Genomic DNA, 26,708 nt, shown 5'->3' with positions numbered 1-26,708 from the left:
ATGTCCGCCACCTCTCCGCTGCGCAACCGGCTCCCGTACGTCGCCCCGCGGGTCGCCCAGGCGGCCCTCGAGCGGGCCCGGCTGAGCGTCGTGCCGCGCCGGCGCACCCGCGCGCCGCGCGTGCCCTTCGTGACCTTCGTGAGCGTGATCCTCCTCGGTGGGGTGATCGGCCTGCTCATGTTCAACACCTCGATGCAGCAGGCCTCCTTCCGGGAGACCGCGCTGCGCAAGCAGGCCACCGACCTCGGCGCGCAGCAGGAGGCGCTCGAGATGGACCTGCAGTCGCTCAACGACCCGGCCCACGTCGCCGCCGCCGCCGAGAGGCTGGGCATGGTGATGCCGACGACCGGCGCCGGCGTCCTGCACCTCGGCTCCGGCAAGATCAGCGGCGACCCGCAGCCCGCCCTGGGTGCGGACCGGCTGCCGCTGCAGCCGCCCGGACCGAAGCGCCCGGCCGACCTCGACCCGCCGCCGGTCAAGCAGAAGGTCAAGCCGGCCACCGACGGCGTGCCCGCCACGGTTCAGTGACCCTCGCGCCGTAGCCTCGATCCGTGAGCCGCCCCGTCCCGGACCGTCTGCCGCACCGCCGGATGCAGATCGGGTTCGTGCTCATCGCGATCGTGCTCTCGGTGTTCGCCGCGCGACTGGTGCAGCTGCAGGGCATCGACCCGCAGTCGTACGCCCAGATGGCCGCCGCCGAGGGCCAGGTGCGCGTCACCCTGCCCGCGACCCGTGGGGAGATCGTGGACCGCAACGGCGAGTCGATGGCCGACACCGTCGACGGCCGGATGATCGTCGCCGACCCCAAGGTGACCGCGCGGGTGGCGCCCGAGCTGGCCACGATCTTGTCGAAGCGGCTCGGCGTCGACTACTTCGAGACGCTGCGCAAGCTGCGGGTTGAGGGCAGCCGGTTCCAGTACATCGCCCGCCAGGTGCCCGCGAGCAAGGCCGAGAAGGTCGTCGCCGACATCCAGGAGAGGTTCCAGGACGACAAGGGCCGCCCCTTCGCCGGCCTGATGACCGAGCGGGACCCGCTGCGGGTCTACCCGAACCACACCGTGGCGGCCAACCTGGTCGGCTTCCTCGGCGAGAACGGCAAGAAGGGCAAGGACGCCGCGATCATCGGCCTCGCCGGGCTCGAGGACTCCTTCAACACCTACCTGTCGGGCAAGGACGGCGAGGCCCGCTACGAGGTCGGCGCCGGCAACCAGATCCCCCTCGGCGACAACACCGTCACCCCGGCGGTCGACGGCAAGAACCTGACCCTGACCATCGACCGCGACCTGCAGTACTACACGCAGCGGGTGCTCCAGCAGACCGTGCAGAAGTCGGGCGGCGAGTCCGGCATCGCGGTGATCGAGGACACCAAGACCGGGGAGCTGCTGGCGCTGGCCGACTACCCGACGTACGACGCCTCCGACCCGGGCAGCTACCCGAAGGAGCTCTACAAGTCCTCGGCGCTCACCGACGTCTACGAGCCCGGCTCGGTGGAGAAGGTGCTCACGATCAGCTCCCTGGTCGACGCGGGGCTGGCCTTCAAGGAGCAGCGCTTCAAGGTGCCCGGCCAGCTGAACCGGCAGGACCGGCCGATCGGCGACTACTGGGACCACGGCACCCTCAAGCTCACCCTGGCCGGCATCCTGGCCAAGTCCTCGAACGTCGGCACCGTGCTCGCCGCCGACCAGTTCAAGCCCGGCCAGCTGCGCGGCTACCTCACCCGGTTCGGCCTCGGCTCCCGGACCGGGATCGGCCTGGGCGGCGAGACCCGCGGCCTGCTGCCGCAGGGCGCAGCCTGGACCTCGCAGGTCGACGACCGCATCGCGTTCGGCCAGTCCCTGTCGGTCAACGCGGTGCAGATGGTCGCCGCCGTCAACACCATCGCCAACGGCGGGGTCCGGGTCGCCCCGAGCCTGGTCAAGGGCCAGGCGCTCACCGACGACGGCACCGCGGTCGGCACCGACGTGGCCACCAGCGAGCGGGTGATCAGCGCCGACGCCGCCCACGAGACGATGCTGATGATGGAGCGCGTGGTCGACCCCGACGCCGGCGTCGCGCCGAAGGCGGCGGTCCCGGGCTACCGCGTCGCCGGCAAGACCGGCACCGCGCAGCGGGTCGTCGACGGCCGCTACGACGGCAGCCTGACCGTGTCGTTCGCGGGCTTCGCGCCGGCCGACGACCCGCGGTTCACCATCTACGTGGTGGTCCACAACCCGCGCGCCGGCAGCGGCGGTGGCAGCGTGGCCGGTCCGGCGTTCGCCAAGCTGATGAGCCACGCCCTGCGCCGCTACGGCGTCGCTCCCACGGGCACGAAGCCCAACCAGACGCCGGTCGAGTGGTGAGCACCCCGACCACCCGCCCCGACCACCCGCCGCTGACGTCCCTCGACACCGTCGCCCGGGCGCTGGGCCTGGCTCCGGCGGCTCCCGGCGTCGAGGTGCGCGGGATGACCCTCGACTCGCGCCGGGTGCGACCCGGCGACCTGTACGCCGCGCTGCCGGGCTCGCGCGCCCACGGCGCCACCTTCGCCGAGCAGGCCGCGGCGTCCGGCGCGGTCGCGCTGCTCACCGACGCCGAGGGCGCGGCCCTGGGCGCGGCGACCGGGCTGCCGGCCCTCGTGGTGGCGGACCCGCGCCAGGTCCTGGGGGCGGTCGCCGCGATCGTCTACGGGCACCCGGCGGCCGCGCTGCGCACCATCGGCGTCACCGGCACCCAGGGCAAGACCACGGTGACCCGGCTGCTCGACGGCGGCCTGCTCGCCGCCGGGGTGCGCAGCGCCGTGATCGGCACCGTCGGCACCCGGATCGCCGGCGAGGAGGTCAAGACCGCCCTCACCACTCCGGAGGCGCCCGACCTACACGGCCTGTTCGCGCGGATGCGCGAGCTCGACGTCACCGCCTGCGCGATGGAGGTCTCCAGCCATGCGCTGGTCATGGGCCGCGTCGACGGCGTGGTCTTCGACGTCGCGGTCTTCACGAACCTGGGCCGCGACCACCTCGACTTCCACGCCGACGTCGAGGGCTACTTCGCCGCCAAGGCCATGCTGTTCACCCCCGAGCACGCCCGGCTGGGCCTGGTCTGCGTCGACGACGAGCATGGCCGGCGGCTGGTGGCGCAGGCACCGATCCCGGTGCGCACCTACGCGGTGCGGGGCGACGCCGACTGGACCGTCTCCGACGTCGAGCAGCGTCCTGACGGCTCGACGTTCACGGTCCGCGGTCCTGACGGAGTCACCATCGGTGCCGCGGTGCCGCTGGCGGGAGAGTTCAACGTCGCCAACGCGCTGGCCGCGATCGCCGCGGCGGCCGAGGCGGGCTTCGACCCGCGGCAGGTCGCCGACGGACTCGGCCGCGCGGGCGGCGTACCGGGCCGGCTGGAGCGGATCGAGACGGGCCGCGACCTGACCGTCGTGGTCGACTACGCCCACAAGCCCGATGCCGTCGACGCCGTGCTGCGGACCCTGCGCCCGCTCACCCGTGGCAGGCTGGTCGTCGTGATCGGCGCCGGAGGGGATCGCGACCGCGGGAAGCGCCCCGTCATGGGCGCGATCGCCGGCGAGCTGGCCGACCTGGTGGTCGTGACCGACGACAACCCGCGCACCGAGGACCCGGCCGCGATCCGGGCCGAGGTGCTCGCGGGTGCCCGCGCCGGCACGGCCGAGGTCGCCGAGATCGGCGACCGGCGCGAGGCCATCGCCACCGCGCTGCGCACCGCCGGGCCGGGCGACGTCGTCCTGGTCGCGGGCAAGGGACACGAGGCCGGCCAGGAGGTCGCCGGTGTGGTCCATCCGTTCGACGACCGCGAGGTGGTCCGGGCACTGCTCGCGGAGCTGCCGGGTGGTGACGGGTGATCCCGCTCCCGCTCTCGGTGCTCGCCGACGTCGTCGGCGGCACCCTCCACGGCGCCGACGTCACCGTGGCCGCGCCGGCGTACGTCGACAGCCGCGCCCCCCTCGCCGACGGGCTCTTCGTCGCGGTGGTGGGGGAGCGGGTCGACGGCCACGACTACGCGGACGGCGCCCATGCCGTGCTGGGCAGCCGCCCGACGACGGCACCGACGGTGGTGGTGGCCGACCCGGTGGCCGCGCTGGGCCGGCTGGCCCGCCACGTGCTCGACCGGCTCGACGTCGCCGTGCTCGCGATGACCGGCTCGCAGGGCAAGACCGGCACCAAGGACTACCTCGCCGCCGTGCTGCGCACCCTCGCCGGCGATGCCGCGGTGGTGGCGACCGCCGCCAACAACAACAACGAGCTCGGCGTGCCCCTCACCGTGCTGCGCGCCGACGCCGGCACCCGCTTCCTCGTCGTCGAGATGGGCGCGCGCGGCGTCGGCCACCTGTCCTACCTGTGTGACATCGCGCCGCCGTCGGTCGCGGCCGTGCTCAACGTCGGCACCGCCCACGTCGGCGAGTTCGGCGGCCGAGACCAGATCGCGCGGGCCAAGGGCGAGCTGGTCGAGGCGCTCCCGGTCGAGGGCACCGCCGTGCTCAACGCCGACGACCCGCTGGTCGCCGCCATGGCCGCACGCACCCGAGCGCAGGTCGTCACCTTCGGGGAGTCCGCCGACCTGCGCTGGCGCGACGTCCGCCTCGACGAGCTGGGCCGGCCGGGTCTCCTGCTGGAGCACGACGGCGAGTCGGCGGCCGTGCAGCTGCTCCAGACCGGCCCGCACCAGGTCCTCAACGCCGCCGCGGCGGCCGCGATGGCGCTGGCCGTCGGCTTCCCGCTCGCCGACGTCGCCCGGGCGCTGTCGGCGGCGATCCCCGCGTCGCGGTGGCGGATGGAGGTGACCAGGCGGGCCGACGGGCTGACCGTGATCAACGACGCCTACAACGCCAACCCGGACTCCATGCGGGCCGCCCTGGAGGCGCTCGTGGCCGTCGGCGGGTCCCGCGCTCGGCGTACCGTCGCGGTCCTGGGGGAGATGCGCGAGCTGGGCGACGAGCACGACTCCGGACATCGCGCCGTCGGCGCGGACGCCGCCCGCCTCGGCGTCGACGTGGTCGTGGTGGTCGGCGCGGCCGCCTCCGGGATCGCCGAGGGCGCCCGAACCGGCGCCGGTGAGGTGATCGTCACGGCAGGGCGGCAGGAAGCGGCGGCCTGGGTGCGGCAGAATGCCGGGGCGGAGGACGTCGTCCTCGTCAAGGCGTCGCGCGGCGCCGCCTTGGAAGTCGTGGCGGAGGCGATCTTGGAGGAGGCGACGTCGTGAGAGCGATCCTGCTCGGCGGTGGCATCGCCCTGCTGATCTCGCTGCTCGGCACCCGGGTGGCGATCAACGCGTTCACCAAGCTGGGCTACGGCCAGGAGATCCGCGAGGACGGCCCGACCAGCCACCACACCAAGCGCGGCACGCCGACCATGGGCGGGGTGGTCATCATCCTGGCCGCGGTGATCGGCTACTTCGCGGCCAAGGCGATCACGCTCACCGCCCCGAGCGCCTCGGCGCTGCTGCTGCTGTTCCTGTTCGTCGGCATGGGCCTGGTCGGCTTCCTCGACGACTTCATCAAGATCTACAAGCAGCGCAGCCTGGGCCTGCGCAGCAAGGCCAAGATGGCCGGTCAGACCGTGATCGCCCTGGCCTTCGGCTGGCTCGCGCTCTCGCCGATGCTCGAGGACTCCCACGGCCGTACCCCGGCCAGCGAGAAGGTCTCCTTCCTGCGCGAGCTCGACTGGTTCGCGCTGCCGATGATCCTCGCGATCCTGCTGATCTGGCTGTTCGTGGCGGGCTTCAGCAACGCGGTCAACCTCACCGACGGGCTCGACGGCCTGGCCGCGGGCGCCTCGGTGATGGTCTTCGGCGCCTACACGCTGGTCAACATCTGGCAGAGCAACCAGTTCTGCCAGGAGGAGCCCAGTGCCACCTGCTACAACGTGCGCGACCCCCTCGACCTGGCGATCATCGCCGCGGCGATCACCGGCGCCTGCTTCGGCTTCTTGTGGTGGAACGCCTCGCCGGCCAAGATCTTCATGGGCGACACCGGCTCGCTCGCGCTCGGCAGCGCGCTGGCCGGGTTCGCGATCCTCACCCGCACCGAGCTGCTCCTGGTCATCCTCGGCGGCCTGTTCGTGCTCGAGACGGTGTCGGTGATGATGCAGGTCGGCTTCTTCAAGCTCACCAAGGGCCGCCGGATCTTCCGGATGGCGCCCATCCACCACCACTTCGAGATGCTCGGCTGGGAGCAGGTGACCGTCGTGATCCGGTTCTGGATCATCACCGGCCTCTTCGTCGCCACCGGCCTCGGGATCTTCTATGCCGAATGGGTCTCCCGCCTGTAATGTCTGATGTCAACCAGCTGGGCCGCGCCGACTCCTGGGAGGGCGTGCGGGCCGTCGTCGCCGGCTTCGGCACCAGCGGCGCCGCGGCCGTCGACAACCTGCTCCACCTCGGCGCGTGCGTGCATGCCGTCGCCGAGTCGGTGAGCCCGAGGATCCTGGAGCGCGCCGAGCTGCTCGAGGTGCTCGGCGCGACCATCGAGGTCCACGAGGGCGCGACCGCGACCCTGCCCGACCCGGCCGACGTGCTCGTCGTCTCGCCCGGCTTCCGGCCCGACGCCCCGATCATCCTGGCGGCGCGCGAGCGGGGGATCCCGGTCTGGGGCGAGGTCGAGCTGGCCTGGCGGCTGCGCGACCCCGCGCATCCGGCGCCCTGGCTGTGCGTCACCGGCACCAACGGCAAGACCACCACCGTGCAGATGCTCGACAGCATCCTGCGCGCCGCGGGCCTGCGCAGCGTCGCGGCCGGCAACGTCGGTCTGCCACTGACCGAGGCGGTCATGGACCCCGAGCCGTACGACGTCATCGCGGTCGAGCTGTCCAGCTTCCAGCTGCACTACACCGACTCCCTCTCGGCCGAGAGCGCGGTCGTGCTCAACGTCGCCGAGGACCACCTCGACTGGTACGACTCGATGGACGACTACGCCCGCGACAAGGGCCGGGTCTACGAGAACGTCCAGCGCGCGTGCGTCTACAACGTCGCGGATCCGCGCACCGAGGAGCTGGTCCGCGAGGCCGACGTGGTCGAGGGCGCCCGGGCGATCGGCTTCACCCTCGGTACGCCGGCCGCCGGGATGCTCGGCGTGGTCGAGGACATCCTCGTCGACCGGGCGTTCATCGAGGAGCGCGCCACCAGCGCCGCCGAGCTGTGCACGCTCGAGGACCTCGCCTCGCGCGCGCCGCACTTCGTGGCCAACGCGCTCGCCGCCGCGGCGCTCGCGCGGGCGCACGGCATCAGCCAGGCCGCCGTACGCGACGGGCTGCGGGCCTTCCGTCCCGACGGCCACCGGATCGCCGTGGTCGCCGAGCACGACGAGCGGACCTGGGTCGACGACTCCAAGGCGACCAACCCGCACGCCGCCGCCTCGTCGCTGGCCGCCTTCGCGCCGGTCGTATGGGTCGCCGGCGGGCTCGCGAAGGGCGCGGCCTTCGACGACCTGGTCACCTCGGTCGGCTCGCAGCTGCGGGCCGTCGTCCTGATCGGCCGCGACCGCGCGGTGATCGCGCAGGCGCTTTCGCGACACGCACCCGATGTGCCGGTGATCGAGGTGGACACCCCTGAGACTGGAGCCGTCGGAGAGCTCGACCTGATGAGGCGCGTCGTCGCAGCAGCAGCCGAGGCCGCCCAGCCGGGCGACACCGTCCTGCTGGCGCCGGGATGCGCGTCCATGGACCAGTTCACCGACTACGCCGCGCGGGGCGACGCGTTCGCCACGGCGGTGCGGGAACACGTCAGCGGCTGAGCAGAGCAAGGGGGAGCGACATCACCACCGCCAACCCCGAGCGTCTGCGGCTCCGTCTGGGCTTCCGCGCCCGGACCCGGCGGCCGGGCTGGCTGAGTGCCCTCAAGGAGGCGCTGGACCGCCCGCTGACGACGTACTACCTGCTGCTCGGCGCCACCGCGCTGCTGCTCGTCATCGGCCTGATCATGGTGCTGAGCGCGTCCAGCGTGCGGGCCTACCGCGAGACCGGCGACTCCTACACGATCGTGCGCCGCCAGATGATGTGGGTGCTGATCGGCGTCCCGTGCGCCTTCATCGCCTCGCGGGTCTCCGAGCGCTGGGTGCGCCGGCTGTCGTACCCCGCCTTCGCCGTATCGCTGGCGCTGCTCTTCGTGACCGCCTTCGCCGGCAAGGAGGTCAACGGCAACACGAACTGGCTGGTGCTCGGGCCGCTGCAGATCCAGCCCTCGGAGATCGCCAAGCTCTCGCTGATCATCTGGGCCAGCAACATCTATGCCAACAAGGAGCGCCGTCTCGGCAACCTGCACCAGATGCTGGTGCCGGTCGTCCCGGGCATGGCGGTGGCCACCGGCCTGGTCGTGCTCGGCAAGGACCTCGGCACGGCGCTCGTCTTCTTCGCGCTGCTCGTCGCCATGCTCTGGGTGGTCGGCGCCCCCGCGCGGCTGTTCGGCATGGTCTTCGCCGTGGTCAGCGTGGCCGCCCTCGGGCTGGCCGCGACCTCGCCCACGCGCCTGGCCCGCATCGCCAACTTCGCCGACCCGTTCAAGGACTACCACGGCACCGGCTGGCAGCCCGCCCACGGCCTCTACGCCATGGCCAGCGGCGGCGTGCTCGGCGAGGGCATCGGCGCCAGCCAGCAGAAGTGGGGCCAGCTGCCGGAGGCCCACACCGACTTCATCTTCGCCGTGCTCGGCGAGGAGCTCGGCCTGGTCGGCACCCTGCTCGTGATCGGCCTGTTCCTGGTGCTGGCGTACGCCGGCGTCCGGGTCGCACGCGAGACCCAGCGGCCCTTCGTGCGCTACTGCACCTTCGGCATCGTGGTCTGGCTGCTGTGCCAGATGATCATCAACGTCGGCATGGTGCTGGCTCTGCTGCCCGTCATCGGCATCCCGCTGCCGCTCGTGTCCTACGGCGGCTCCAGCCTGCTGCCGACGCTGAGCGCTCTCGGCCTGGTGATCGGGTTCGCGCGCCGCGAGCCCGCGGCAGCCCGCGCGCTCGCCCAGCGCCGGCGGGCCCGTTCGGCCGGGCTGAGCGCCTGAGTGGCCGCGCGATAGGTTCTGCCGCGTGAGGATTCTTCTGGCCGGCGGGGGCACGGCGGGGCACACCTCTCCGCTGCTCGCGACCGCGGACGCCCTGCGCCGCCTCGACCCGGACGCCGAGATCACCTGCCTCGGCACGCCGCGCGGCCTGGAGAACAAGGTCGTGCCCGCGGCCGGCTACCCGCTGCGCCTGGTCCCGCCCGTCCCGCTGCCGCGCCGGCCCGGCAAGGACCTGGCGCTCGTGCCGTCGCGGTTGCGCGGCGCGGTCAAGGCCGCGCTCGAGGTGGTCGACGAGGTCCGCCCCGACGTGGTCGTCGGCTACGGCGGCTACGTGTCCATGCCGGCGTACGTCGCCGCGCGCCGGAGGAAGCTGCCCCTCGTCGTGCATGAGCAGAACGCCCTGCCCGGCATCGCCAACAAGGTCGGCGCCCGGATCGCCGGCCGGGTCGCGGTGAGCTTCCCCGACACCCCGCTGCGGAAGGCGGAGTACGTCGGCCTGCCGATCCGCCGGATGATCTCCACCCTCGACCGGGCGGCCCTGCGCGCGGAGGCCCGCGCCTTCTTCGGCCTCGACCCCGACCTGCCGACGCTCGTCGTCACCGGCGGCTCGCAGGGCGCGCGCCGGCTCAACCAGGCGGTCAGCGGTGCCGCCGCGGCGCTCGCCTCGGCGGGCGTCCAGGTGCTGCACGTGATCGGCCCCAACGGCGCGAGCGACCCGAGCTGGAGCGAGCCGGTCCCGACCGGCGTGCCGTACGTCGCGGTGCCGTTCGTCGAGCGGATGGACCTCGCCCTCGCCGCCGCCGACGTGATGGTCTGCCGCTCCGGTGCCTCCAGCGTCGTCGAGGCCGCGGCGACCGGCACGCCCGCGATCTTCGTCCCGTTGCCGATCGGCAACGGCGAGCAGGCGCTCAACGCGCGCCCCGTCGTCGACGCCGGGGGAGCGCTGCTGGTGGACGACGCCGCCTTCACCGCCGACTACGTCGCCGACGCGGTGCCCGCCCTGGCCACCGACGCCCGCCGGCTCGCCCGGATGGGGGCCGCGGCGTCCGATCTGGTCCCGCGCGACGCCGACGACCGGCTGGCCCGGATCATCGTCGAGGCGGCCGGGGCGCCCCGGTGAAGATCCCCGTCCCCGACGAGATCCTTCCGGCCGACCGGCTCGGTCGCGTCCACCTCGTGGGCATCGGCGGTGCCGGGCTGTCCGGCATCGCGCGGCTGATGCACCAGGCCGGCGTACCCGTCAGCGGCAGTGACGCCCACGACTCGGCCGTCGTCCGCGCGCTGCGGGCCGAGGGCATCACCGTCCACGTCGGCCACGACGCCGCCCACCTCGACGACGTCGACACCGTCATCGCCACCACCGCGGCGCGCGAGGACAACCCGGAGATCGTCGCGGCGCTCGCGCGCGGCCTGCGGCTGTGGCCCCGCTCCGCCGGGCTGCAGTCGGTGCTGGCGGGGCGCGACGTGGTGGCCGTCGCCGGCACCCACGGCAAGACCACGACCACCGCGATGACCGTGATGGCCCTGCGCGAGGCCGGCCTCGACCTCACCTTCGCGATCGGCGCCGAGGTCGACGCGCTCGGCACCAACGCCCGTCTCGGCACCAGCCCGGTCGCCGTCGTCGAGGCCGACGAGTCCGACGGCGCCTTCCTCGTCTACACCCCTCGGATCGCCGTGGTCACCAATGTCGACGCCGACCACCTCGACCACTGGGGCACCGCGGCGGCCTACGAGGCCGCCTTCGCCGAGTTCGCCGCGCGCGCCTCGGTCACCCTCACCGACCGCGCCGACCTCGCCACCCGCACCGTCGGCTTCTCCGACGGGGCCCGGCTGCGCGGTCACGACCTGGTCGTCGACGGCGGGCGCACCCGGTTCCGGGTGTCGTACGACGGCGTGGACCTCGGCGCCGTCGAGCTCGCCGTCCCCGGCCGCCACTACGCCCAGGACGCCCTGCTCGCCCTCGCCGTCGGCCTCGAGCTCGGCCTCGACCCCGCCGCCCTGGTCCGCGGTCTCGCCCAGCATCAAGGCGCCAAGCGTCGGATGGAGCCGATCGGCTCGGCCGGGGGAGTGCGGGTCTACGACTCCTACGCCCACCACCCCAGCGAGATCCGCGGCGACCTCGAGGCGGCGCGCTCCCTGGTCGGCTCCGGCCGGCTGATCGTGTGCTTCCAGCCCCATCTCGTCTCCCGCACCCGCATCTTCGGCGTGGAGATGGGCCGCGAGCTCGGCGCCGCCGACGAGGTCGTCGTGATGGACGTGTACGTCGCCCGCGAGGATCCCGACCCGGAGGTCACCGGCGCGCTGGTGGCCGGCGCCGTGCCGCTCGCCGCCGACCGGGTCCGGTTCGCGGCCGACCGCGCCGACGTCGTACCGGCGCTGGTGGGGGTGGCCCGCCCCGGCGACCTGGTGCTCACCCTCGGTGCCGGAGACGTGACCACGCTGGCGCCCCAGGTGGTCGCCGCGCTCGCGGAGGCGACGCCACGGGGGAGCGAAGCGACCGACCGGACGCGGGGCGATGGCGAGGGGTAGGGGCACGGCGCCGAGCCCGCAGGACCGGATGCGCCGCGCCTTCGCCCGGCGCCAGCGCGCCCGCCGCCGGCTGACCTGGCGCTACCTCCTGGCCGCCGTGCTGCTCGTCGGCGCGGTCGGCTTCGGCGTGTACGCGATCTACTTCTCCTCCTGGCTGCGCGCCGACGGGGTGCAGGTGGTCGGCAACGCGCAGCTCACCGAGAAGCAGGTGCTCGCCACCGCCGACGTCCCCCTCGGCGGGCCGCTCGCGACCGTCGACCTGCACCGGATCGAGCTGCGCCTGAGGTCCCTGGCGACGGTCAAGACCGTCGACGTGTCCCGCACCTGGCCCCACGACGTCCGGATCGAGATCGTCGAGCGCACCCCCGTCGCCGTCCTCGACCGCGGTGACCGGCTCACCAACCTCGACGCCGGCGGCGTCGCCTTCGGCACCCTCACCAAGGCCCCCGACGGCCTGCCGCGGGTCAAGGTCGGCCCCGGCGCCGACGGCGACGCCCTCGCCGAGGGCGCGGCCGTCGTCGTGGCCCTCGACCCCGCGGTCACCGAGCTGGTCGACTACGTCGAGGTCCGCACCGTCGACGAGATCGACCTCCACCTGCGTGACGGGCGGCTGGTGCGGTGGGGGAGCGCCGAGCAGGCCGAGGACAAGGCCGCGGTGCTGCTCGGGCTGCTCAACCGCAAGGCCCAGGTCTACGACGTCTCCGTCCCCGGGGCTCCGACCACCAGCTGATCGGCCTGCGGGAATCACCTCCTCAGCGGTGGTTCATGCACCTACTGACTGTCGCAACGGTCAGTAGGCGCAAGTTTCGCCTCCTCAGCGGCGATTCCAACCCGGGGTCCGGCGTGTCTCCACGATCGCGTACGCCGAGGTACCTACTGTCATGACCACGACGAGGTTGACATAACTATAACCCTCAGGTTGAGGGTAAGGGTTGTGGCGACACGCCGGCTGGCCACGGGGAAGCGGTCCGGCCGCCTTCGTCGGTGAACGGACACATTCGAAACGGACCTCACGCCTATAGGAGGCGCATCGCCGTGGCAGCTGCACAGAACTACCTGGCCATCATCAAGGTCGTCGGGATCGGCGGGGGCGGCGTCAACGCCGTCAACCGGATGATCGAGGTCGGCCTCAAGGGCGTCGAGTTCATCGCCATCAACACCGACGCCCAGGCGCTGCTGATGAGCGACGCCGACGTGAAGCTCGACATCGGCCGCGAGCTGACCCGCGGCCTCGGCGCCGGCGCGAACCCCGACGTGGGTGGCAAGGCCGCCGAGGACCACGCGGAGGAGATCGAGGAGGTGCTCAAGGGCGCCGACATGGTCTTCGTGACCGCGGGCGAGGGCGGTGGCACCGGTACGGGCGGCGCGCCCGTCGTCGCCCGGATCGCCCGCTCGCTCGGCGCGCTGACCATCGGTGTGGTGACCCGTCCGTTCACCTTCGAGGGCGCCCGCCGCAAGAAGTCCGCCGACGAGGGCATCGAGCGTCTCCGCGAGGAGGTCGACACCCTCATCGTCATCCCGAACGACCGGCTGCTGCAGATCTCGGACCGCAACGTGTCGATGCTCGACGCGTTCAAGCAGGCCGACCAGGTACTGCTGCAGGGTGTCTCCGGCATCACCGACCTGATCACCACCCCGGGCCTGATCAACGTCGACTTCGCCGACGTCAAGGCGGTCATGAGCAACGCCGGGTCCGCCCTCATGGGCATCGGCTCGGCCCGCGGCGAGGACCGTGCGCTGGCCGCCGCCGAGATGGCGATCAGCAGCCCGCTGCTCGAGGCCTCGATCGACGGTGCCCACGGGGTCCTGCTCTCGATCGCCGGTGGCTCCGACCTCGGCATCTTCGAGATCAACGAGGCCGCCGCGATGGTGGCCGACGCGGTGCACGAGGACGCCAACATCATCTTCGGCACGATCATCGACGACGCGCTCGGCGACGAGGTCCGGGTGACCGTCATCGCCGCCGGCTTCGACGGCGGCCTGCCCAAGCGTCGCGACGAGACGGCGGTACGCCGGCCGGCCCAGCAGGCGCCGGCCACCCCGGCTCCCGCGCGTACGGCGCCCGCCCAGCACACGCAGCAGGCCCCGACCCAGCCCGCCCAGCCCGCCCAGACCCGGGAGGCGCCCGCGACGCCCGCCGAGCCGCAGCCCGTGGGTGCCCGCACCACGCCGGCGCCGATGCAGTTCGACGACGGCGACGACCTGGACGTGCCCGACTTCCTGAAGTGACCGTGTTCGCCTTCCGTGAGACGACCGACCTCGACCCGGCCCGCACCCGCGGCGGCCGGGTCGCGGTCGCGTTCACGGACGCCTCGCTCGACCTGAAGGACGGTGCCGGCTTCGCCGACGCGGTGGCCGGGCTCACCGACGCGCTCGACATGCCCGTCGCCTGGGCGCACCAGGTCCACGGCGACGAGGTCGCGACCGTCGAGTCCGCCGACGGGGGTGCGCCGGAGGCCGACGGCCTGGTCACCGCCGCACGCGGGGTCGCGCTGATGGTCCGGGTCGCCGACTGCGTCCCGGTGGTCCTCGCCGACCCCGGCGCCGGTGTCGTGGGCGTCGCCCACGCCGGCCGCCGCGGGGTCGAGCTCGACGTCGTCACCCGCACCGTCGAGCAGCTGCGCGCGCTCGGCGCCACCGACCTGCGCGCCTGGGTCGGCCCCCACATCTGCGGGCGGTGCTACGAGGTCCCCGCCGCGATGCGCGACGAGGTCGCCGCCCGCGTCCCGCAGACGTACGCCGAGACCGGCTGGGGCACCCCCGCGCTCGACCTGGGGGCCGGTGTCGTCGCCCAGCTCGCCGCGGCGGGCGTTGCGCTCACCACGGTGGGAGGCTGCACCCGCGAGGACGAGCGGTTCCCGTCGTACCGTCGCGACGGCGCCGCCGCCGGTCGCTTCGCCGGGCTGGTGTGGCTCTCATGAGCACCGAGCGCGCCGACCAGCTGCGCACCGGCCTGGCCGCCGTCCACGACCGGATCGCGCGCGCCGCAGCCGATGCCGGGCGGTCCGCCGACGACATCGCGCTGGTCGTGGTCACCAAGTACTTCCCAGCCTCCGACGTCCGCCTGCTCGCCGGCCTCGGGGTCACCGACGTGGGGGAGAACCGCCACCAGGAGGCGGAGGCCAAGGCGGCCGCGTGCGCCGATCTCGGCTTGCGCTGGCACTTCATCGGCGGGCTGCAGTCCAACAAGGCCGCCGCCGTGGCGCGGTACGCCGACGTGGTCGAGTCGGTCGACCGGCTCGCCCTGGTCCCGCGGCTGGCCCGCGGCGCCGCGGACGCGGGACGCGTCGTCGACGTCCTGCTCCAGGCCAGCCTCGACCCGCCGGGACGCGACCACCGCGCCGGCGCCGACCCCGCCGCCCTGGCGGCCCTCGCCGACGAGGTCGCGCGCACTCCGGAGCTGCGGCTGCGAGGCCTGATGGCCGTCGCGCCGCTCGACGACGACCCGGCGCTGGCCTTCGCCCGGCTGGCCGGGATCCGCGCCGACTTCCTGTCCCGCCACCCCGACGCGACGCTCCTGTCGGCCGGGATGAGCGGCGACCTGGAGGCCGCGATCACGGTCGGCGCGACACACGTACGCATCGGCTCCGCGGTCCTCGGAACCAGGCCCGCGGTCCAGTAATGTCCACAACACCACCAGTCGTTCCCCGTCGGGGACGCGGATCACGGAGGCAACAGTCATGAGCGGTGCGATGCGCAGGATCGGTGAGTACCTCGGCCTGCTGGAGGACACCGGCTATGACGAGGCCGGCTACGACGAGTACGGCGACGAGGCGGCCGAGCCCGCGCGCGGCCGGGAGGCCCGCGAGCCGCGCCAGGAGCGCCCCGTGCGCGCCGTGCCGTCCGGCACCGTCGCCGACCTCGAGGAGCGTCGCCGACCCGTCGCGGTCGCTCCGCAGCCCGTCGTCGCCGAGCTCTCCCGGATCACGACCCTGCACCCGACCACCTACAACGAGGCGCGCTCGATCGGCGAGGAGTACCGCGAGGGCACGCCGGTGATCATGAATCTCACCGAGATGGACGACGCCGACGCCAAGCGCCTGGTCGACTTCGCGGCGGGGCTGATCTTCGCCACTCGGGGCAGCATCGAGCGGGTGACCAACAAGGTGTTCCTGCTCTCGCCGCCCAACGTCACCGTCGCGGCCGAGGACAAGCAGGCCATCGCGGCCGACGGCTTCTTCAACCAGAGCTGAGTCGGATGGCGCGAGCGTGTCGGCGCTTCGCTTGACACGCTGCCGCGCACGCCGTCGAGTCCCGTAGGTGGTTGCGTCGGCCTGGCGGCAAGACGATCGCCGTGGGCGCGGGCGCGTGGCTGGTGGACGGGCGATAGGTTGATGCCGTGACGATCGTCGGCTGGATCATCGAAGGCGTGCTGTTCGCCTTCATCGCGTTCCTGTGGGTGCGCTTCATCACCGACTGGGTGCAGGTGTTCGCTCGGGCCTGGGAGCCGCGGGGTCCGGTCCTGGTCTTCCTGGAGCTGGCCTACACCGCGACCGATCCGCCGATCAAAGGTCTGCGCAAGGTGATCAAGCCGATCCGGATCGGAAACTTCGCGCTGGACATCAGCTTCATCCTCGTGATGATCCTGGCCTACGTCCTGCTCGAGGTGAACCGCCGCACCCTGCTTCTGTGATCGACCCCGTGATACTGCTGTGACGCCAGTGGCGGACCGCGGATGCCGTCTTCGTCCGTTCAGGCGCTATGGTTCGTGAAGACATACCGTCGACATTCTTTCTTATAGATTGGTGAGGTCATGCCCCTGACGCCTGAGGACGTGAGCAACAAGCGCTTTACGCCGGTTCGGCTGCGCGAGGGCTACGACATGGGCGAGGTCGACCAGTTCCTCGACGAGGTCGAGGCTGAGCTCGCCCGCCTGACCCAGGAGAACGACGACCTCCGCGCGAAGCTCGCCGCCGCGCAGGCCGGATCGTCGTCGGCGACCTTCGACGCTCCGACCCAGCTGGCGCCGGTGCCCGAGAGCCTCCCCGAGCCCCCGGCTCCCGCGCCCGTCGCGGCCCCCGTGCCCGTCGAGCCCGTCCAGGCGGCCCCCGTCGCGGCCCCCGCCGCCACCGGTGGCGTCCAGACGATCCGGGTCGAGACCGTGCCCGAGGCCTCCAACGCCGCGGCGCGTCTCCTCGAGATCGCCACGCGCAATGCCGACGAGCTCGTCGAGGACGCCAAGAACGAGGCCGACAAGATCGTCGGTGAGGCCCGCACCAAGTCCGACCGCCTCGCCTCCGAGGCCAAGGTCAAGGCCGACCGCCTCGAGTCCGACGCCCGCACCCGCGCCGAGATGCTCGACGCCGAGACCGCCGAGCGTCGTACCCAGCTCTTCGGCGACCTCGAGAAGGAGCGCGACAAGCTCTCCGCCGAGGTCGAGACGCTGCGCTCCTTCGAGCGCGAGTACCGCTCGCGTCTCAAGAGCTACTTCACCCAGCAGCTCGAGTCGCTGCAGGCGCCGGGCGACACCCTGGCGCCGGTCGAGGAGGCCCCGGCCCCCAAGCGGCTGCGCTCCATCCTCGGCGAGGAAGAGGGCTGAGCCTGCGCGCTCGCTCCTCCTGACAGCTCGACCGGACCGGTCGGCCCGCACCACGGGGCCGGCCGGTTCGTCGTCTCCGGCCGATCTCGATCCCTGCGCGCCTCCTTGGACGGCTTCGCCGTACCCGCTACCCTCCGCAGCACGCCCACCGCTCGCTGGCGCGTGGGTCGCCGCCTCCGAGGAGTCCTTCATGGCCCGCAGCACGAAGAAGTCGTTGGCCGGTCAGGCCGCTTCCGCCGCCCGGAAGATGATCCGCCCGAGGAAGGCCGCGGCGAGCATCGAGACGCCGGCGAAGAAGGCGGCTCCGGCGAAGAAGGCGGCTCCGGCGAAGAAGGCGGCTCCGGCGAAGAAGGCGGCTCCGGCGAAGAAGGCGGCTCCGGCGAAGAAGGCGGCTCCGGCGAAGAAGGCGGCTCCGGCCAAGAAGGCGGCTCCGGCCAAGAAGGCGGCTCCGGCCAAGAAGGCGGCTCCGGCCAAGAAGGCGGCTCCGGCCAAGAAGGCGGCCCCGGCCAAGAAGGCGGCCCCGGCCAAGAAGGCGGCCCCGGCCAAGAAGGCGGCCCCGGCCAAGAAGGCGGCCCCGGCCAAGAAGGCGGCCCCGGCCAAGAAGGCGACCCCCGCGAAGAAGGCGACCCCCGTGAAGAAGGCGGCACCCGTGAAGAAGGCGGCACCCGTGAAGAAGGCCACCCCCGCGTCCCTGGTCGTCCTCGATCACGAGGAGGCATGGTCGGCTGGCGAGCTCGCCGAGGTGCTGGCCGAGCTCCACGACCAGCGTGAGGCGAGCGCCCGGATCCTCGAGGAGCAGGAGGCCGATCTGAGCGGCCTGCTGCGCGACTCCGGCGATGGTGCCGGCCAGGACCAGGCCGACCTCGGCGCGACCAGCTTCGAGCGCGACCACGAGCTCACCGTCCTCAACCACGAGCGGGAGAAGGTGGCCCAGATCGACCGGGCCCTGGCGCGCATCGACGACGGCACCTACGGCGTGTGCGAGTCGTGCGGGAACCCGATCGGCAAGATGCGGCTGATGGCCTTTCCGCGTGCCACACTGTGCATGACATGCAAGCAGCGCGAGGAACGCCGGTAGACCACCGCGACGACGGACCCGGACAGCGTCTCCTCGCCCAGCCCCGCAGCTGGCTGCTCTTCGCCGCGGTCGCCGCGGTCATGGTCGCGATCGACCAGGTCGCGAAGGTGCTGGCGGTGCGCCACCTGGCCGGGGAGCCGGACCGCGAGGTCGTCGGCGAGCTGCTGCAGCTGCACCTGACCTACAACCCGGGCGCGGCATTCAGCCTCGGCACCCGGTTCACGGTCGTCATCGCCTGCCTGGCCTGGGCCGCGACCCTGGTCGTGCTGTGGGTCAGCCGCCGGGTGGTCAGCAAGGTGTGGGCCGTGGGCCTGGGCCTGCTGCTGGCCGGCATCGACGGCAACCTGGTCGACCGGATGATCCGCGAGCCCGGTCCGTTCAAGGGACACGTCGTCGACTTCCTGATGCTGCCGAACTGGCCGGTCTTCAATGTCGCCGACATCTGCATCAACGTCGGTGTCGGGCTGATCTTGATCCAGGTGCTGCGCGGGGTGAGCCTCGACGGCAGCCGCGCCGCCGCCAAGGATCGAGACGAGGACCGGGCCGAGGGCGAGGAGGCCGCGTGACCACGGTCGACCACCGCAGCCTGCCGGTGCCCGACAGTCTCGACGGCGAGCGCGTCGACGTGGCCATGGCCCAGCTGTTCGGCGTCTCGCGGACCCGCGCGGCCGAGCTGATCGCCCAGGAACTCGTCGTCCTCGACGGCGCCCCGGTCGGGGGCAAGAGTGAGCGGGTCCTCGGCGGCTCCGTCCTCGACGTCTCCATCCCGGCCGAGGCCGACCCGCTCGAGGTGGTCCCCGAGCTGGTCGAGGGGATCAAGATCATCCACGACGACGACGCGATCGTCGTGATAGACAAGCCGGTCGGCGTCGCCGTGCATCCGTCCCCGGGCTGGCGCGGGCCGACGGTCGTCGGCCACCTGGCCGGAGCCGGCTTCCGGATCTCCACCTCCGGCGCCAAGGAGCGCGAGGGCATCGTCCAGCGCCTCGACGTCGGCACGTCGGGCGTGATGGTGATCGCCAAGTCCGAGTACGCCTACTCGGTGCTGAAGAACGCCTTCCGCCGCCGTACCGTCGACAAGACGTACCACGCGCTGGTCCAGGGGCACCCGGACCCGCTCGAGGGCACGATCGACGCCCCGATCGGCCGGCACCCGCGGTTCGACTACAAGTTCGCGGTGATGGAGGACGGGCGGCACAGCGTCACCCACTACGAGACGCTCGAGGCGCACCGGTTCGCCAGCCTGCTCGAGATCCACCTCGAGACCGGCCGCACCCATCAGATCCGGGTCCACATGAGCGCGCTCAAGCACCCCTGCGTCGGCGACATCACCTACGGCGCCGACCCCGTCCTGGCCCGTCGTGTCGGGCTCGAGCGCCAGTGGCTGCACGCCGTGAAGCTGGGTTTCGAGCACCCGGAGACCAACGCGTACGTCGAGTACGAGTCGACCTACCCCGCCGACCTCGCGCACGCGCTCGAGGTCATCCGTGACGCGCACTGATCCGTCGGGCCCCCCGGGCTTGCTGCTCCGCCCGGCGGTCCCGGCCGACGTGCCCCGGATCGCGGCGGTCCAGGTGGCGGCCCGCGCGGTGGCCGCGATGCCGTCCGCGATCCACACCCCCGACGAGATCCGGGCCTACCTGACCGTCTACTTCGGGACGGCCGAGAGCTGGGTCGCGGAGGTGGCCGGCCGCGTCGTCGGCTACGCCCGGTTCACCCGGGTCTGGCTCAACGACCTGTACGTCGATCCGGCCCACCAGGGCACCGGCGTCGGCGGTGCCCTGCTGGACCTGGTCAAGGCCCGCCACCCCGACGGCTTCAGCCTGTGGGTCTTCGAGCAGAACGCCCCCGCGCGGGCCTTCTACGCGGCCCGCGGCCTGGTCGAGCGGGAGCACACCGACGGCTCGGAGAACGAGGAGCGCGCACCCGACCTGCGCATGGAGTGGCCGGCCGGATCTGTCGGAGGGTCGTCCTAGAGTCTCCTCGTCCGTCACGTAGGCTGGCCCTCTTCCCCGAGCGACCACCCTTTGATCACTGAGGAGCGCCGAACCACCGATGGCTGCTGACGCCGGGGACTTCGTCCACCTGCACGTCCACACCGAGTACTCCATGCTCGACGGAGCGTCGCTGCTCGACGGGCTGTTCACGCGGGTCAGCGACCTCGGCATGCCGGCGATCGCGATGACCGACCACGGCAACCTCCACGGCGCCTACGACTTCTACTCCAAGGCCAAGAAGTACGGCGTCCAGCCCATCATCGGCATCGAGGCCTACATCACCCCCGGCACCCAGCGGGGTGAGCGACGGCGGGTGCGGTGGGGCAAGGGCGACGCCGCCGAGGAGGGCGGTGACGACGTCGCCGGCGGTGGCGCCTACACCCATATGACGATGTGGGCCGAGTCCACCACCGGGATGCACAACCTGTTCCGGCTCTCCTCGCGCTCCAGCCTCGAGGGCTACTACTTCAAGCCCCGGATGGACAAGGAGATCCTCGCCGAGCACAGCGAGGGCATCATCGTCAGCACCGGCTGCCCCAGCGGTGCGATCCAGACCCGGTTGAGGCTGGGCCAGTGGGACGAGGCGGTCCGTGAGGCGGCCGAGCTGCAGGAGATCTACGGCAAGGACTCCGTGTTCCTGGAGCTGATGGACCACGGCATCTCCATCGAGAAGCGGGTCCGCGACGACCTGCTGCGCCTCGGCAAGGAGCTCGGCATCCGGCCGATCGCCACCAACGACTCCCACTACAACAACCCCGACGACGCCGACGCCCACGACGCCCTCATCTGCGTCGCGTCCGGCAAGCGGCTCTCCGACACCAACCGGCTCAAGTTCGACGGCGGCGGCTACTACATCAAGTCCGCGGCCGAGATGCGCGAGCTGTGGGCGGGCAAGTTCGGGATGCCCCAGGCGTGCGACAACACCGTCGAGATCGCCGAGCGGTGCTCGGTCGAGTTCACCGAGTCGACCGGCGGCTACATGGCCCGCGCCGACATCCCGGCCGGCGAGACCGAGGAGTCCTGGTTCCGCAAGGAGGTCTGGCGCGGCATCGAGGCGCGCTACCCGGGCGACAAGCTGAACCAGGAGGTCAAGGACCGCGTCGAGATGGAGCTCGGCGTCGTCTCCCAGAAGGGCTACTGCGGCTACTACCTCGTGGTCGCCGACTTCATCCAGTGGTCCAAGCGCAACGGCATCCGGGTCGGGCCGGGCCGTGGCTCGGGCGCGGGCTCGATCGCGGCGTACGCGCTGAGCATCACCGACCTGTGCCCGCTCGAGCACGGCCTGTTCTTCGAGCGCTTCCTCAACCCCGAGCGTCCCTCGATGCCCGACTTCGACATCGACTTCGACGACGCCCGCCGCGGCGAGGTCATCGCGTACGTCAGCGAGAAGTACGGCGCCGAGCGGGTCGCGCAGATCGCCACCTTCGGCCGGCTCAAGGCCAAGGCCGCGATCAAGGACGCCGCGCGCGTGCTCGACCACGGCTTCGCGATCGGCGACAAGATCACCAAGGCGATGCCGCCCGACGTCATGGGCAAGGGCGTGCCGCTCAAGGAGATCTTCAACCCCGAGCACAAGCGCTACAACGACGGCGGCGAGTTCCGGGCGCTCTACGAGTCCGACTCCGACGTGCGCACGATCTACCAGACGGCCGTGGGCCTCGAGGGCCAGATCCGCAACTGGGGCGTGCATGCCGCCGGCGTGATCATGTCCAGCGAGCCGCTGATCGACATCGTGCCGATCATGGCCCGCCCGCAGGACGGCGCGGTGATCACCCAGTTCGACTATCCCATGTGCGAGTCGCTGGGCCTGGTCAAGATGGACTTCCTGGGCCTGTCCAACCTGCGCATCCTCGAGGACGCGCTGATCAACATCAAGGCCAACAAGGACGAGGACGTCGTCCTCGAGGAGCTCGGGTTCGACGACCGGGCGACCTACGAGCTGATGGGCCGGGGCGACACCCTGGGCGTGTTCCAGCTCGATGGCGGCGGCATGCGCGCCCTGCTGCGCTCGATGCTGCCCGACAAGTTCGCCGACATCACCGCGGTCTCCGCGCTCTACCGACCGGGCCCGATGGGCGCCGACTCCCACAACAAGTACGCCCATCGCAAGAACGGGCGTCAGCCGATCGAGCCGATCCACCCGGCGCTCGCCGAGGCGTTGGAGCCGGTGCTGGGGGAGACCTACGGCCTGATCGTCTACCAGGAGCAGGTGATGGCGATCGCCCAGGTGCTCGCCGGCTTCTCCCTGGGCGCCGCCGACAACATGCGCCGCGCGATGGGCAAGAAGAAGAAGGAGGAGCTCGACAAGCAGTACGCCGGCTTCGAGGCCGGCATGCTCGAGCGCGGCTACCCGAAGGACGCGGTCAAGACGCTCTGGGAGATCCTGGTCCCGTTCGCCGACTATGCGTTCAACAAGTCGCACTCCGCGGCCTACGGCGTCATCACCTACTGGACCGCCTACCTCAAGGCCAACTACCCGACCGAGTACATGGCAGCCCTCCTGACGTCCGTCAAGGACGACAAGGACAAGATGGCGATCTATCTCAACGAGTGCCGCCGGATGAAGATCCAGGTGCTCCCGCCCGACGTCAACGAGTCGGCCCACAACTTCACCGCCGTCGGCCGTGACATCCGCTTCGGTCTCACCGCCGTGCGCAACGTCGGCTCCAACGTGGTCGACGGCATCGTCGAGGCCCGCACCGAGAACGGCCGGTTCGGCGACTTCAACGACTTCTTGTCGAAGGTGCCCGCCACGGTCTGCAACAAGCGGGTGATCGACTCGCTCATCAAGGCCGGCGCCTTCGACGACATGAAGCACCTGCGCCGGGCCCTGGTCGCGATCCACGAGACCGCGGTCGACCAGTACGTCGACATCAAGCGCAACGAGGCGATCGGCCAGGACTCGCTCTTCGCCGGCCTCGGCGACGACGACGGCGGCAGCGACGGCGGGTTCGGCGTGAGCGTCGCGATCCCCGAGATCGACGAGTGGGACAAGATGACGCTGTTGGGCCATGAGCGCGAGATGCTCGGCCTCTACGTGTCCGATCACCCGCTGCTCGGCCTCGAGCACGTCTTGTCCAACGGCACCGACTGCACCATCGGCCAGCTGATGACCGACGAGGGCCGCCCGCACAACTCGACGGTCACCGTGGCCGGCCTGGTCACCTCGATCCAGCGCAAGATCACCAAGAACGGCGACCCGTGGGCGACCGTGACGCTGGAGGACCTCGAGGGCGCGATCGACGTGCTGCTCTTCCCGAGCAGCTACCGGCTCGCCGCGCCGTACCTCACCGAGGACGCGATCATCCGGGTCCGCGGCCAGCTCGACACCGACCGTGAGCCCGCCCAGCTGCGTGGCCAGGAGGTCACCGTCCCGGACCTGGAGAAGGGCAGCGACGGCCCGGTCGTGATCAGCCTGCCCTCGACCCGATGCACCGGCCCGGTGGTGGCCCAGCTGCGCGAGGTGCTGACCAGCCACGCCGGGCTGACCGAGGTGCGCCTGCAGCTGCTGAGCCGTGACTCCACCAAGCTCATGCGCCTGGGGGACAATCTGAGGGTGACTCCCTCGTCTGCGCTGTTCGCCGACCTCAAGCAGCTCCTCGGCCCCGGGTGCCTGGCCGGATGAGGCGACTGGCCGTCGTGCCTCTCGTGGTCACCATCTCGCTCGGCGCCCTGCTGGGTGCTGCCGGCGGCTGGCTGTGGTGGGCGTGGTGGGGGCCGGCCCCGGAGGGGACGATCTTCGACACCGCGGCCGGCAAGGCCTGGTACCCCGACCCGTTCGACCCCGGGATCACCCGCGACTTCAGCGGTACGGCGACCTACGTGCTCGTCGCCTTCGGCCTCGCCGTGCTGCTCGGTGTCGTCGGCGGCTGGCTCGCCCGCAACCAGGCGGTGGCGGGGTTGATCGCGGTCCTGGTGGGCGCCGGGCTCGGCGTCGTGGCGATGACCCTGCTGGGGGAGTCGTTCAGCCCGCCCGACCCGACGACCCTGCTGGCCGCGCACCAGGCCGGCGACACGCTGCCGGGTCATCTCGACATCGCGGGCTGGACGCCCTACCTCTCCTGGCCGGTGGGCGCGATGCTCGCCTACCTGGTGCTGATGCTCTCGCTCAACCCGGCCGGCGCTACCGCCGGATCGGTGCGACCCGAGCAGCCGTCAGCCGCACCAGCTCCGCAGGGCTGAGCTCGATCTCCGTCCCACGCCGGCCAGCGGACACGAAGACCGTGTCGTGGGTGAGCGCGGAGTCGTCGACCACGGTCGGGTGCGCCTTGCGCTGCCCGAGCGGCGAGATCCCGCCCACGACATACCCCGTGGCTCGCTCGGCCGCCTTCGGGTCGGCCATCGCGGCCTTGCGTCCGTCGACGGCGCGGGCCAGCGCCTTGAGGTCGAGTTGACCCGAGACCGGGACGACGCCGACCACGAGGGCTCCGTCGACGTCCGCGAACAGCGTCTTGAACACCCGGTCGGGCGTGATCCCCATCGCCTCGGCGGCCTCGTCGCCGTACGACTCCGCGCCGGCGTCGTGGGCGTACTCGTGGACCGTGAACGCCACGCCGGCCTTCTTGAGGGTGCCGATCGCGGGGGTCAATTGGGGCTCCAACGGGTGCGGGCGACCTCGGTCGCCGGCAGCGAGGTGATCACATTGATCGCGCGCAGCTCCGCGCGGAGCAGGTCGGTCACCAGCACCAGCCGCTCGGTGGCGTCGCCCGCCTCGAGCAGCTGCTGGCGCTCGCCCATCGGCAGCGGTGTGCAGGCGGCGAGCGTCCACGACAGGTAGCCCGGGTCCTTGGGCAGCTCGCCCTGCAGCGGGTCGCCCGCGATCGAGCGCAGCACGTGCCGGTACGCCGTGAACGTGGCCCGCGCCCGCTGCACGACCTCCTCGGGCACCTCCGCCTCGCGGCTCGGCAGTGGCGTGACCTCGCCGACGGGGTACTCCCCGGTCGTGAGCAGGCGGTCCAGCTGGATCCGGTCGCGGCCGACCGCCACGATGTCGAAGCTGCCGTCGCCGCGCGCCTCCACGTCGGTGACCTGGAGCCGCACCCCGACCCGGTACAGCGACTGGGTGCCGTGGTCGCCGACCTCGTACCCCTCGCGGATCGCGACCGACCCGAACAGCCGCTGCGACGGGTCCTCGGTGCGCAGCAGGTGGTGGACCAGCGCCCGGTAGCGGTCCTCGAACACGTGCAGCGGCACGCTGACCCCCGGGAAGAGCACCGCGTTGAGCGGGAACATCGGGAGCTGGTCCGTCACGTGTCCAACCTACCGGCGACAACGTCGGCGACCTCAAGGCCGCCTTGGCCATGTGCAAATCTAAAAACTCGCGTAAGATTTGCACATGATCGAGCGTCGCCTAGGCCCCGTCCTCCGGGATCGGCTCGCTGAGCAGGCCGCCGTCGTCCTGCTGGGGGCGCGTCAGGTCGGCAAGACGACGTTGGCTCGTGATGTGGTCGACGACCTCCATCCCGATGCCCTCTATCTCGACCTGGAGCGACCGGCCGACCGCCGCCGTCTCGACGATGCCGACGCCTTCCTGCGAGCTCAACAAGGCCGACTGGTCGTGCTCGACGAGGTTCACCGGGTGCCCCACCTGTTTCCCGTCCTGCGCGGCGTGATCGACGACAACAGGCGGGCCGGGTTCCGTCACGGCCAGTTCCTCCTCCTCGGGTCCGCTTCGCTCGACCTCGTCAACCTCTCTGCCGAGTCCCTGGCGGGCCGGATCGGCCACCTGGAGATGTCGGGGATCAATGTCGACGAGGCTGCGGGCAGTGGCATCGGCACACCGGAGCTCTGGCTGCGCGGCGGGTTCCCCGACAGCCTCCTGGCGCCCACTGACGCCTCATCGCTGCGCTGGCGGACCGACCTGGTCCGGTCCTATCTCGAGCGAGACGTCCCGATGTTCGGGCCCCGCCTTCCGGCCGAGACCATCGGCCGTCTCTGGACGATGCTCGCCCACCAGAGTGGGGGACTCTTCAACGCCAGCAGGCTGGCGACCGCTCTCGGCGTCAGCGGTCCTTCGGTGGACCGGTACGCCGACCTGCTGGCCGACCTCGGGCTGGTCCGTCGGCTGCCGTCGTGGCACGTCAACACGGGCAAGCGGATGACGAAGGCGCCCAAGGTCTTCGTGCGCGACAGTGGACTGATCCATGCCCTGCTGGAGCTCGAGACGATCACCGCTCTGCGTGGGCACCCGTCGGTCGGCTCCAGCTTCGAGTCGTTCGCGGTCGAGTGTCTCGTCACGGCCGCGCCCGACGCGGTTCCCCATCACTACCGAACGGCACGTGGTGACGAGATCGACCTGGTACTGGTACGGGGTGGCCGCCCCGAGGTCGCTGTCGAGATCAAGCTCTCGACAGCGCCGAGCGTCGGAGCCGGATTCCGGCGTGGGTTGGTCGATCTCGGTCTGGCCGGTGGCTTCGTGGTCCACCCGGGCGATGCTCCGGCGTACTCCCTCGGTGAGGGCGTGACCGCGATCGGCATCGCCGAGCTGGTCGGTCGGCTGCGTGCCGACTGATCGGCGCTTCTCATCGCAGACCTGCTCGGTCAGGGCGGCCGAGCCGCGACCGTAGAATCGGGA

Annotated in this window: 25 protein-coding genes; 23 read left to right on the top strand and 2 right to left on the bottom strand. The window is 71.9% G+C overall.

Annotation, left to right across the window (positions count from 1 at the left end; all coding sequences use genetic code 11):
* The 22 genes from ftsL to ACUP6Y_RS13685 all read left to right on the top strand — a co-directional run bounded on the left by ftsL (window position 1) and on the right by ACUP6Y_RS13685 (window position 24,316).
* A complete protein-coding gene (gene ftsL / locus ACUP6Y_RS13790; RefSeq protein ID WP_462551302.1) occupies window positions 1-528 on the top strand; it encodes a cell division protein FtsL in 528 nt (175 codons plus the stop codon).
* Between the two features lie 23 nt (window positions 529-551).
* On the top strand, window positions 552-2,339 hold the full coding sequence (locus ACUP6Y_RS13785; RefSeq protein ID WP_462551301.1) for a peptidoglycan D,D-transpeptidase FtsI family protein: 1,788 nt from the start codon (window positions 552-554) through the stop codon (window positions 2,337-2,339).
* Window positions 2,336-3,847, top strand: a complete 1,512-nt coding sequence (locus tag ACUP6Y_RS13780) for a UDP-N-acetylmuramoyl-L-alanyl-D-glutamate--2,6-diaminopimelate ligase (RefSeq protein ID WP_462551300.1) — start codon at window positions 2,336-2,338, stop codon at window positions 3,845-3,847. Before ACUP6Y_RS13785 ends, ACUP6Y_RS13780 begins: the two co-directional genes overlap by 4 nt.
* Window positions 3,844-5,205: a UDP-N-acetylmuramoyl-tripeptide--D-alanyl-D-alanine ligase gene (locus tag ACUP6Y_RS13775; protein WP_462551299.1), complete on the top strand. Its 1,362-nt coding sequence runs from the start codon at window positions 3,844-3,846 to the stop codon at window positions 5,203-5,205. Before ACUP6Y_RS13780 ends, ACUP6Y_RS13775 begins: the two co-directional genes overlap by 4 nt.
* Window positions 5,202-6,272 (top strand): phospho-N-acetylmuramoyl-pentapeptide-transferase, encoded by a 1,071-nt coding sequence (gene mraY, locus ACUP6Y_RS13770; RefSeq protein ID WP_462551298.1) that lies wholly within the window; start codon window positions 5,202-5,204, stop codon window positions 6,270-6,272. Before ACUP6Y_RS13775 ends, mraY begins: the two co-directional genes overlap by 4 nt.
* Complete coding sequence (gene murD, locus ACUP6Y_RS13765; protein WP_462551297.1) at window positions 6,272-7,732, top strand: UDP-N-acetylmuramoyl-L-alanine--D-glutamate ligase; 1,461 nt, start codon at window positions 6,272-6,274, stop codon at window positions 7,730-7,732. The genes mraY and murD overlap by 1 nt, the downstream gene beginning before the upstream one ends.
* A complete protein-coding gene (ftsW, locus tag ACUP6Y_RS13760; protein ID WP_462551296.1) occupies window positions 7,648-8,991 on the top strand; it encodes a putative lipid II flippase FtsW in 1,344 nt (447 codons plus the stop codon). Before murD ends, ftsW begins: the two co-directional genes overlap by 85 nt.
* Before the next feature lie 25 nt (window positions 8,992-9,016).
* A complete protein-coding gene (gene murG / locus ACUP6Y_RS13755) occupies window positions 9,017-10,111 on the top strand; it encodes an undecaprenyldiphospho-muramoylpentapeptide beta-N-acetylglucosaminyltransferase (RefSeq protein WP_462551295.1) in 1,095 nt (364 codons plus the stop codon).
* Window positions 10,108-11,520: a UDP-N-acetylmuramate--L-alanine ligase gene (gene murC, locus ACUP6Y_RS13750; RefSeq protein WP_462551294.1), complete on the top strand. Its 1,413-nt coding sequence runs from the start codon at window positions 10,108-10,110 to the stop codon at window positions 11,518-11,520. Before murG ends, murC begins: the two co-directional genes overlap by 4 nt.
* Window positions 11,507-12,250 (top strand): cell division protein FtsQ/DivIB, encoded by a 744-nt coding sequence (locus tag ACUP6Y_RS13745; protein WP_462551293.1) that lies wholly within the window; start codon window positions 11,507-11,509, stop codon window positions 12,248-12,250. Before murC ends, ACUP6Y_RS13745 begins: the two co-directional genes overlap by 14 nt.
* A gap of 305 nt (window positions 12,251-12,555) precedes the next feature.
* Complete coding sequence (gene ftsZ, locus ACUP6Y_RS13740) at window positions 12,556-13,749, top strand: cell division protein FtsZ (RefSeq protein ID WP_462551292.1); 1,194 nt, start codon at window positions 12,556-12,558, stop codon at window positions 13,747-13,749.
* 149 nt (window positions 13,750-13,898) lie between these two features.
* Window positions 13,899-14,441, top strand: a complete 543-nt coding sequence (gene pgeF, locus ACUP6Y_RS13735) for a peptidoglycan editing factor PgeF (RefSeq protein WP_462556730.1) — start codon at window positions 13,899-13,901, stop codon at window positions 14,439-14,441.
* A complete protein-coding gene (locus tag ACUP6Y_RS13730) occupies window positions 14,438-15,142 on the top strand; it encodes a YggS family pyridoxal phosphate-dependent enzyme (RefSeq protein WP_462551291.1) in 705 nt (234 codons plus the stop codon). Before pgeF ends, ACUP6Y_RS13730 begins: the two co-directional genes overlap by 4 nt.
* A 58-nt stretch (window positions 15,143-15,200) precedes the next feature.
* Window positions 15,201-15,713, top strand: a complete 513-nt coding sequence (locus ACUP6Y_RS13725; protein WP_462551290.1) for a cell division protein SepF — start codon at window positions 15,201-15,203, stop codon at window positions 15,711-15,713.
* Between the two features lie 146 nt (window positions 15,714-15,859).
* On the top strand, window positions 15,860-16,153 hold the full coding sequence (locus ACUP6Y_RS13720) for a YggT family protein (protein WP_462551289.1): 294 nt from the start codon (window positions 15,860-15,862) through the stop codon (window positions 16,151-16,153).
* A gap of 120 nt (window positions 16,154-16,273) precedes the next feature.
* A complete protein-coding gene (locus tag ACUP6Y_RS13715; protein WP_462551288.1) occupies window positions 16,274-17,059 on the top strand; it encodes a DivIVA domain-containing protein in 786 nt (261 codons plus the stop codon).
* A gap of 190 nt (window positions 17,060-17,249) precedes the next feature.
* Window positions 17,250-18,137 (top strand): TraR/DksA family transcriptional regulator, encoded by an 888-nt coding sequence (locus ACUP6Y_RS13710; protein ID WP_462551287.1) that lies wholly within the window; start codon window positions 17,250-17,252, stop codon window positions 18,135-18,137.
* Window positions 18,110-18,703, top strand: a complete 594-nt coding sequence (gene lspA / locus ACUP6Y_RS13705; RefSeq protein WP_462551286.1) for a signal peptidase II — start codon at window positions 18,110-18,112, stop codon at window positions 18,701-18,703. Before ACUP6Y_RS13710 ends, lspA begins: the two co-directional genes overlap by 28 nt.
* The gene (locus ACUP6Y_RS13700) at window positions 18,700-19,638 is read left to right on the top strand and encodes an RluA family pseudouridine synthase (protein ID WP_462551285.1); all 939 of its coding nucleotides are present in this window, start codon (window positions 18,700-18,702) and stop codon (window positions 19,636-19,638) included. The genes lspA and ACUP6Y_RS13700 overlap by 4 nt, the downstream gene beginning before the upstream one ends.
* On the top strand, window positions 19,625-20,113 hold the full coding sequence (locus tag ACUP6Y_RS13695) for an N-acetyltransferase family protein (RefSeq protein ID WP_462551284.1): 489 nt from the start codon (window positions 19,625-19,627) through the stop codon (window positions 20,111-20,113). Before ACUP6Y_RS13700 ends, ACUP6Y_RS13695 begins: the two co-directional genes overlap by 14 nt.
* Window positions 20,114-20,192: 79 nt before the next feature.
* A complete protein-coding gene (gene dnaE, locus ACUP6Y_RS13690; protein WP_462551283.1) occupies window positions 20,193-23,759 on the top strand; it encodes a DNA polymerase III subunit alpha in 3,567 nt (1,188 codons plus the stop codon).
* Window positions 23,756-24,316, top strand: coding sequence for a hypothetical protein (locus ACUP6Y_RS13685; protein WP_462551282.1), 561 nt, complete (start codon window positions 23,756-23,758; stop codon window positions 24,314-24,316). Before dnaE ends, ACUP6Y_RS13685 begins: the two co-directional genes overlap by 4 nt.
* Here ACUP6Y_RS13685 and ybaK read toward each other — a convergent pair.
* Window positions 24,258-24,722 carry a Cys-tRNA(Pro) deacylase gene (gene ybaK, locus ACUP6Y_RS13680; RefSeq protein WP_462551281.1) on the bottom strand — a complete coding sequence of 155 codons (465 nt, stop codon included), beginning with the start codon at window positions 24,720-24,722 and terminating at the stop codon, window positions 24,258-24,260. The two genes, ACUP6Y_RS13685 and ybaK, sit on opposite strands and share 59 nt — an antisense overlap.
* The gene (locus tag ACUP6Y_RS13675; protein ID WP_462551280.1) at window positions 24,719-25,384 is read right to left on the bottom strand and encodes an LON peptidase substrate-binding domain-containing protein; all 666 of its coding nucleotides are present in this window, start codon (window positions 25,382-25,384) and stop codon (window positions 24,719-24,721) included. The genes ybaK and ACUP6Y_RS13675 overlap by 4 nt, the downstream gene beginning before the upstream one ends.
* A gap of 85 nt (window positions 25,385-25,469) precedes the next feature.
* Between ACUP6Y_RS13675 and ACUP6Y_RS13670 the strand changes: the two genes are divergently transcribed.
* Window positions 25,470-26,645 carry an ATP-binding protein gene (locus ACUP6Y_RS13670; RefSeq protein WP_462551279.1) on the top strand — a complete coding sequence of 392 codons (1,176 nt, stop codon included), beginning with the start codon at window positions 25,470-25,472 and terminating at the stop codon, window positions 26,643-26,645.
* Window positions 26,646-26,708: the final 63 nt, after the last annotated feature.

The organism is Nocardioides sp. S5-5, assembly GCF_054954065.1.
Note: the sequence above shows the minus strand (reverse complement) of the source record. Positions and strands in the feature narration are given on the sequence as shown.

Excerpts from the sequence above, each read along its gene's own strand:
- ftsL (WP_462551302.1), top strand. The coding sequence starts at position 1 with ATGTCCGCCACCTCTCCGCTGCGCAACCGGCTCCCGTACGTCGCCCCG.
- murD (WP_462551297.1), top strand. The coding sequence starts at position 6,272 with ATGTCTGATGTCAACCAGCTGGGCCGCGCCGACTCCTGGGAGGGCGTG.
- ftsW (WP_462551296.1), top strand. The coding sequence starts at position 7,648 with ATGCGCGTCCATGGACCAGTTCACCGACTACGCCGCGCGGGGCGACGC.
- ACUP6Y_RS13745 (WP_462551293.1), top strand. The coding sequence starts at position 11,507 with ATGGCGAGGGGTAGGGGCACGGCGCCGAGCCCGCAGGACCGGATGCGC.
- pgeF (WP_462556730.1), top strand. The coding sequence starts at position 13,899 with ATGCCCGTCGCCTGGGCGCACCAGGTCCACGGCGACGAGGTCGCGACC.
- ACUP6Y_RS13730 (WP_462551291.1), top strand. The coding sequence starts at position 14,438 with ATGAGCACCGAGCGCGCCGACCAGCTGCGCACCGGCCTGGCCGCCGTC.
- ACUP6Y_RS13725 (WP_462551290.1), top strand. The coding sequence starts at position 15,201 with ATGAGCGGTGCGATGCGCAGGATCGGTGAGTACCTCGGCCTGCTGGAG.
- ACUP6Y_RS13715 (WP_462551288.1), top strand. The coding sequence starts at position 16,274 with ATGCCCCTGACGCCTGAGGACGTGAGCAACAAGCGCTTTACGCCGGTT.
- ACUP6Y_RS13710 (WP_462551287.1), top strand. The coding sequence starts at position 17,250 with ATGGCCCGCAGCACGAAGAAGTCGTTGGCCGGTCAGGCCGCTTCCGCC.
- lspA (WP_462551286.1), top strand. The coding sequence starts at position 18,110 with ATGCAAGCAGCGCGAGGAACGCCGGTAGACCACCGCGACGACGGACCC.
- dnaE (WP_462551283.1), top strand. The coding sequence starts at position 20,193 with ATGGCTGCTGACGCCGGGGACTTCGTCCACCTGCACGTCCACACCGAG.
- ACUP6Y_RS13685 (WP_462551282.1), top strand. The coding sequence starts at position 23,756 with ATGAGGCGACTGGCCGTCGTGCCTCTCGTGGTCACCATCTCGCTCGGC.
- ACUP6Y_RS13670 (WP_462551279.1), top strand. The coding sequence starts at position 25,470 with ATGATCGAGCGTCGCCTAGGCCCCGTCCTCCGGGATCGGCTCGCTGAG.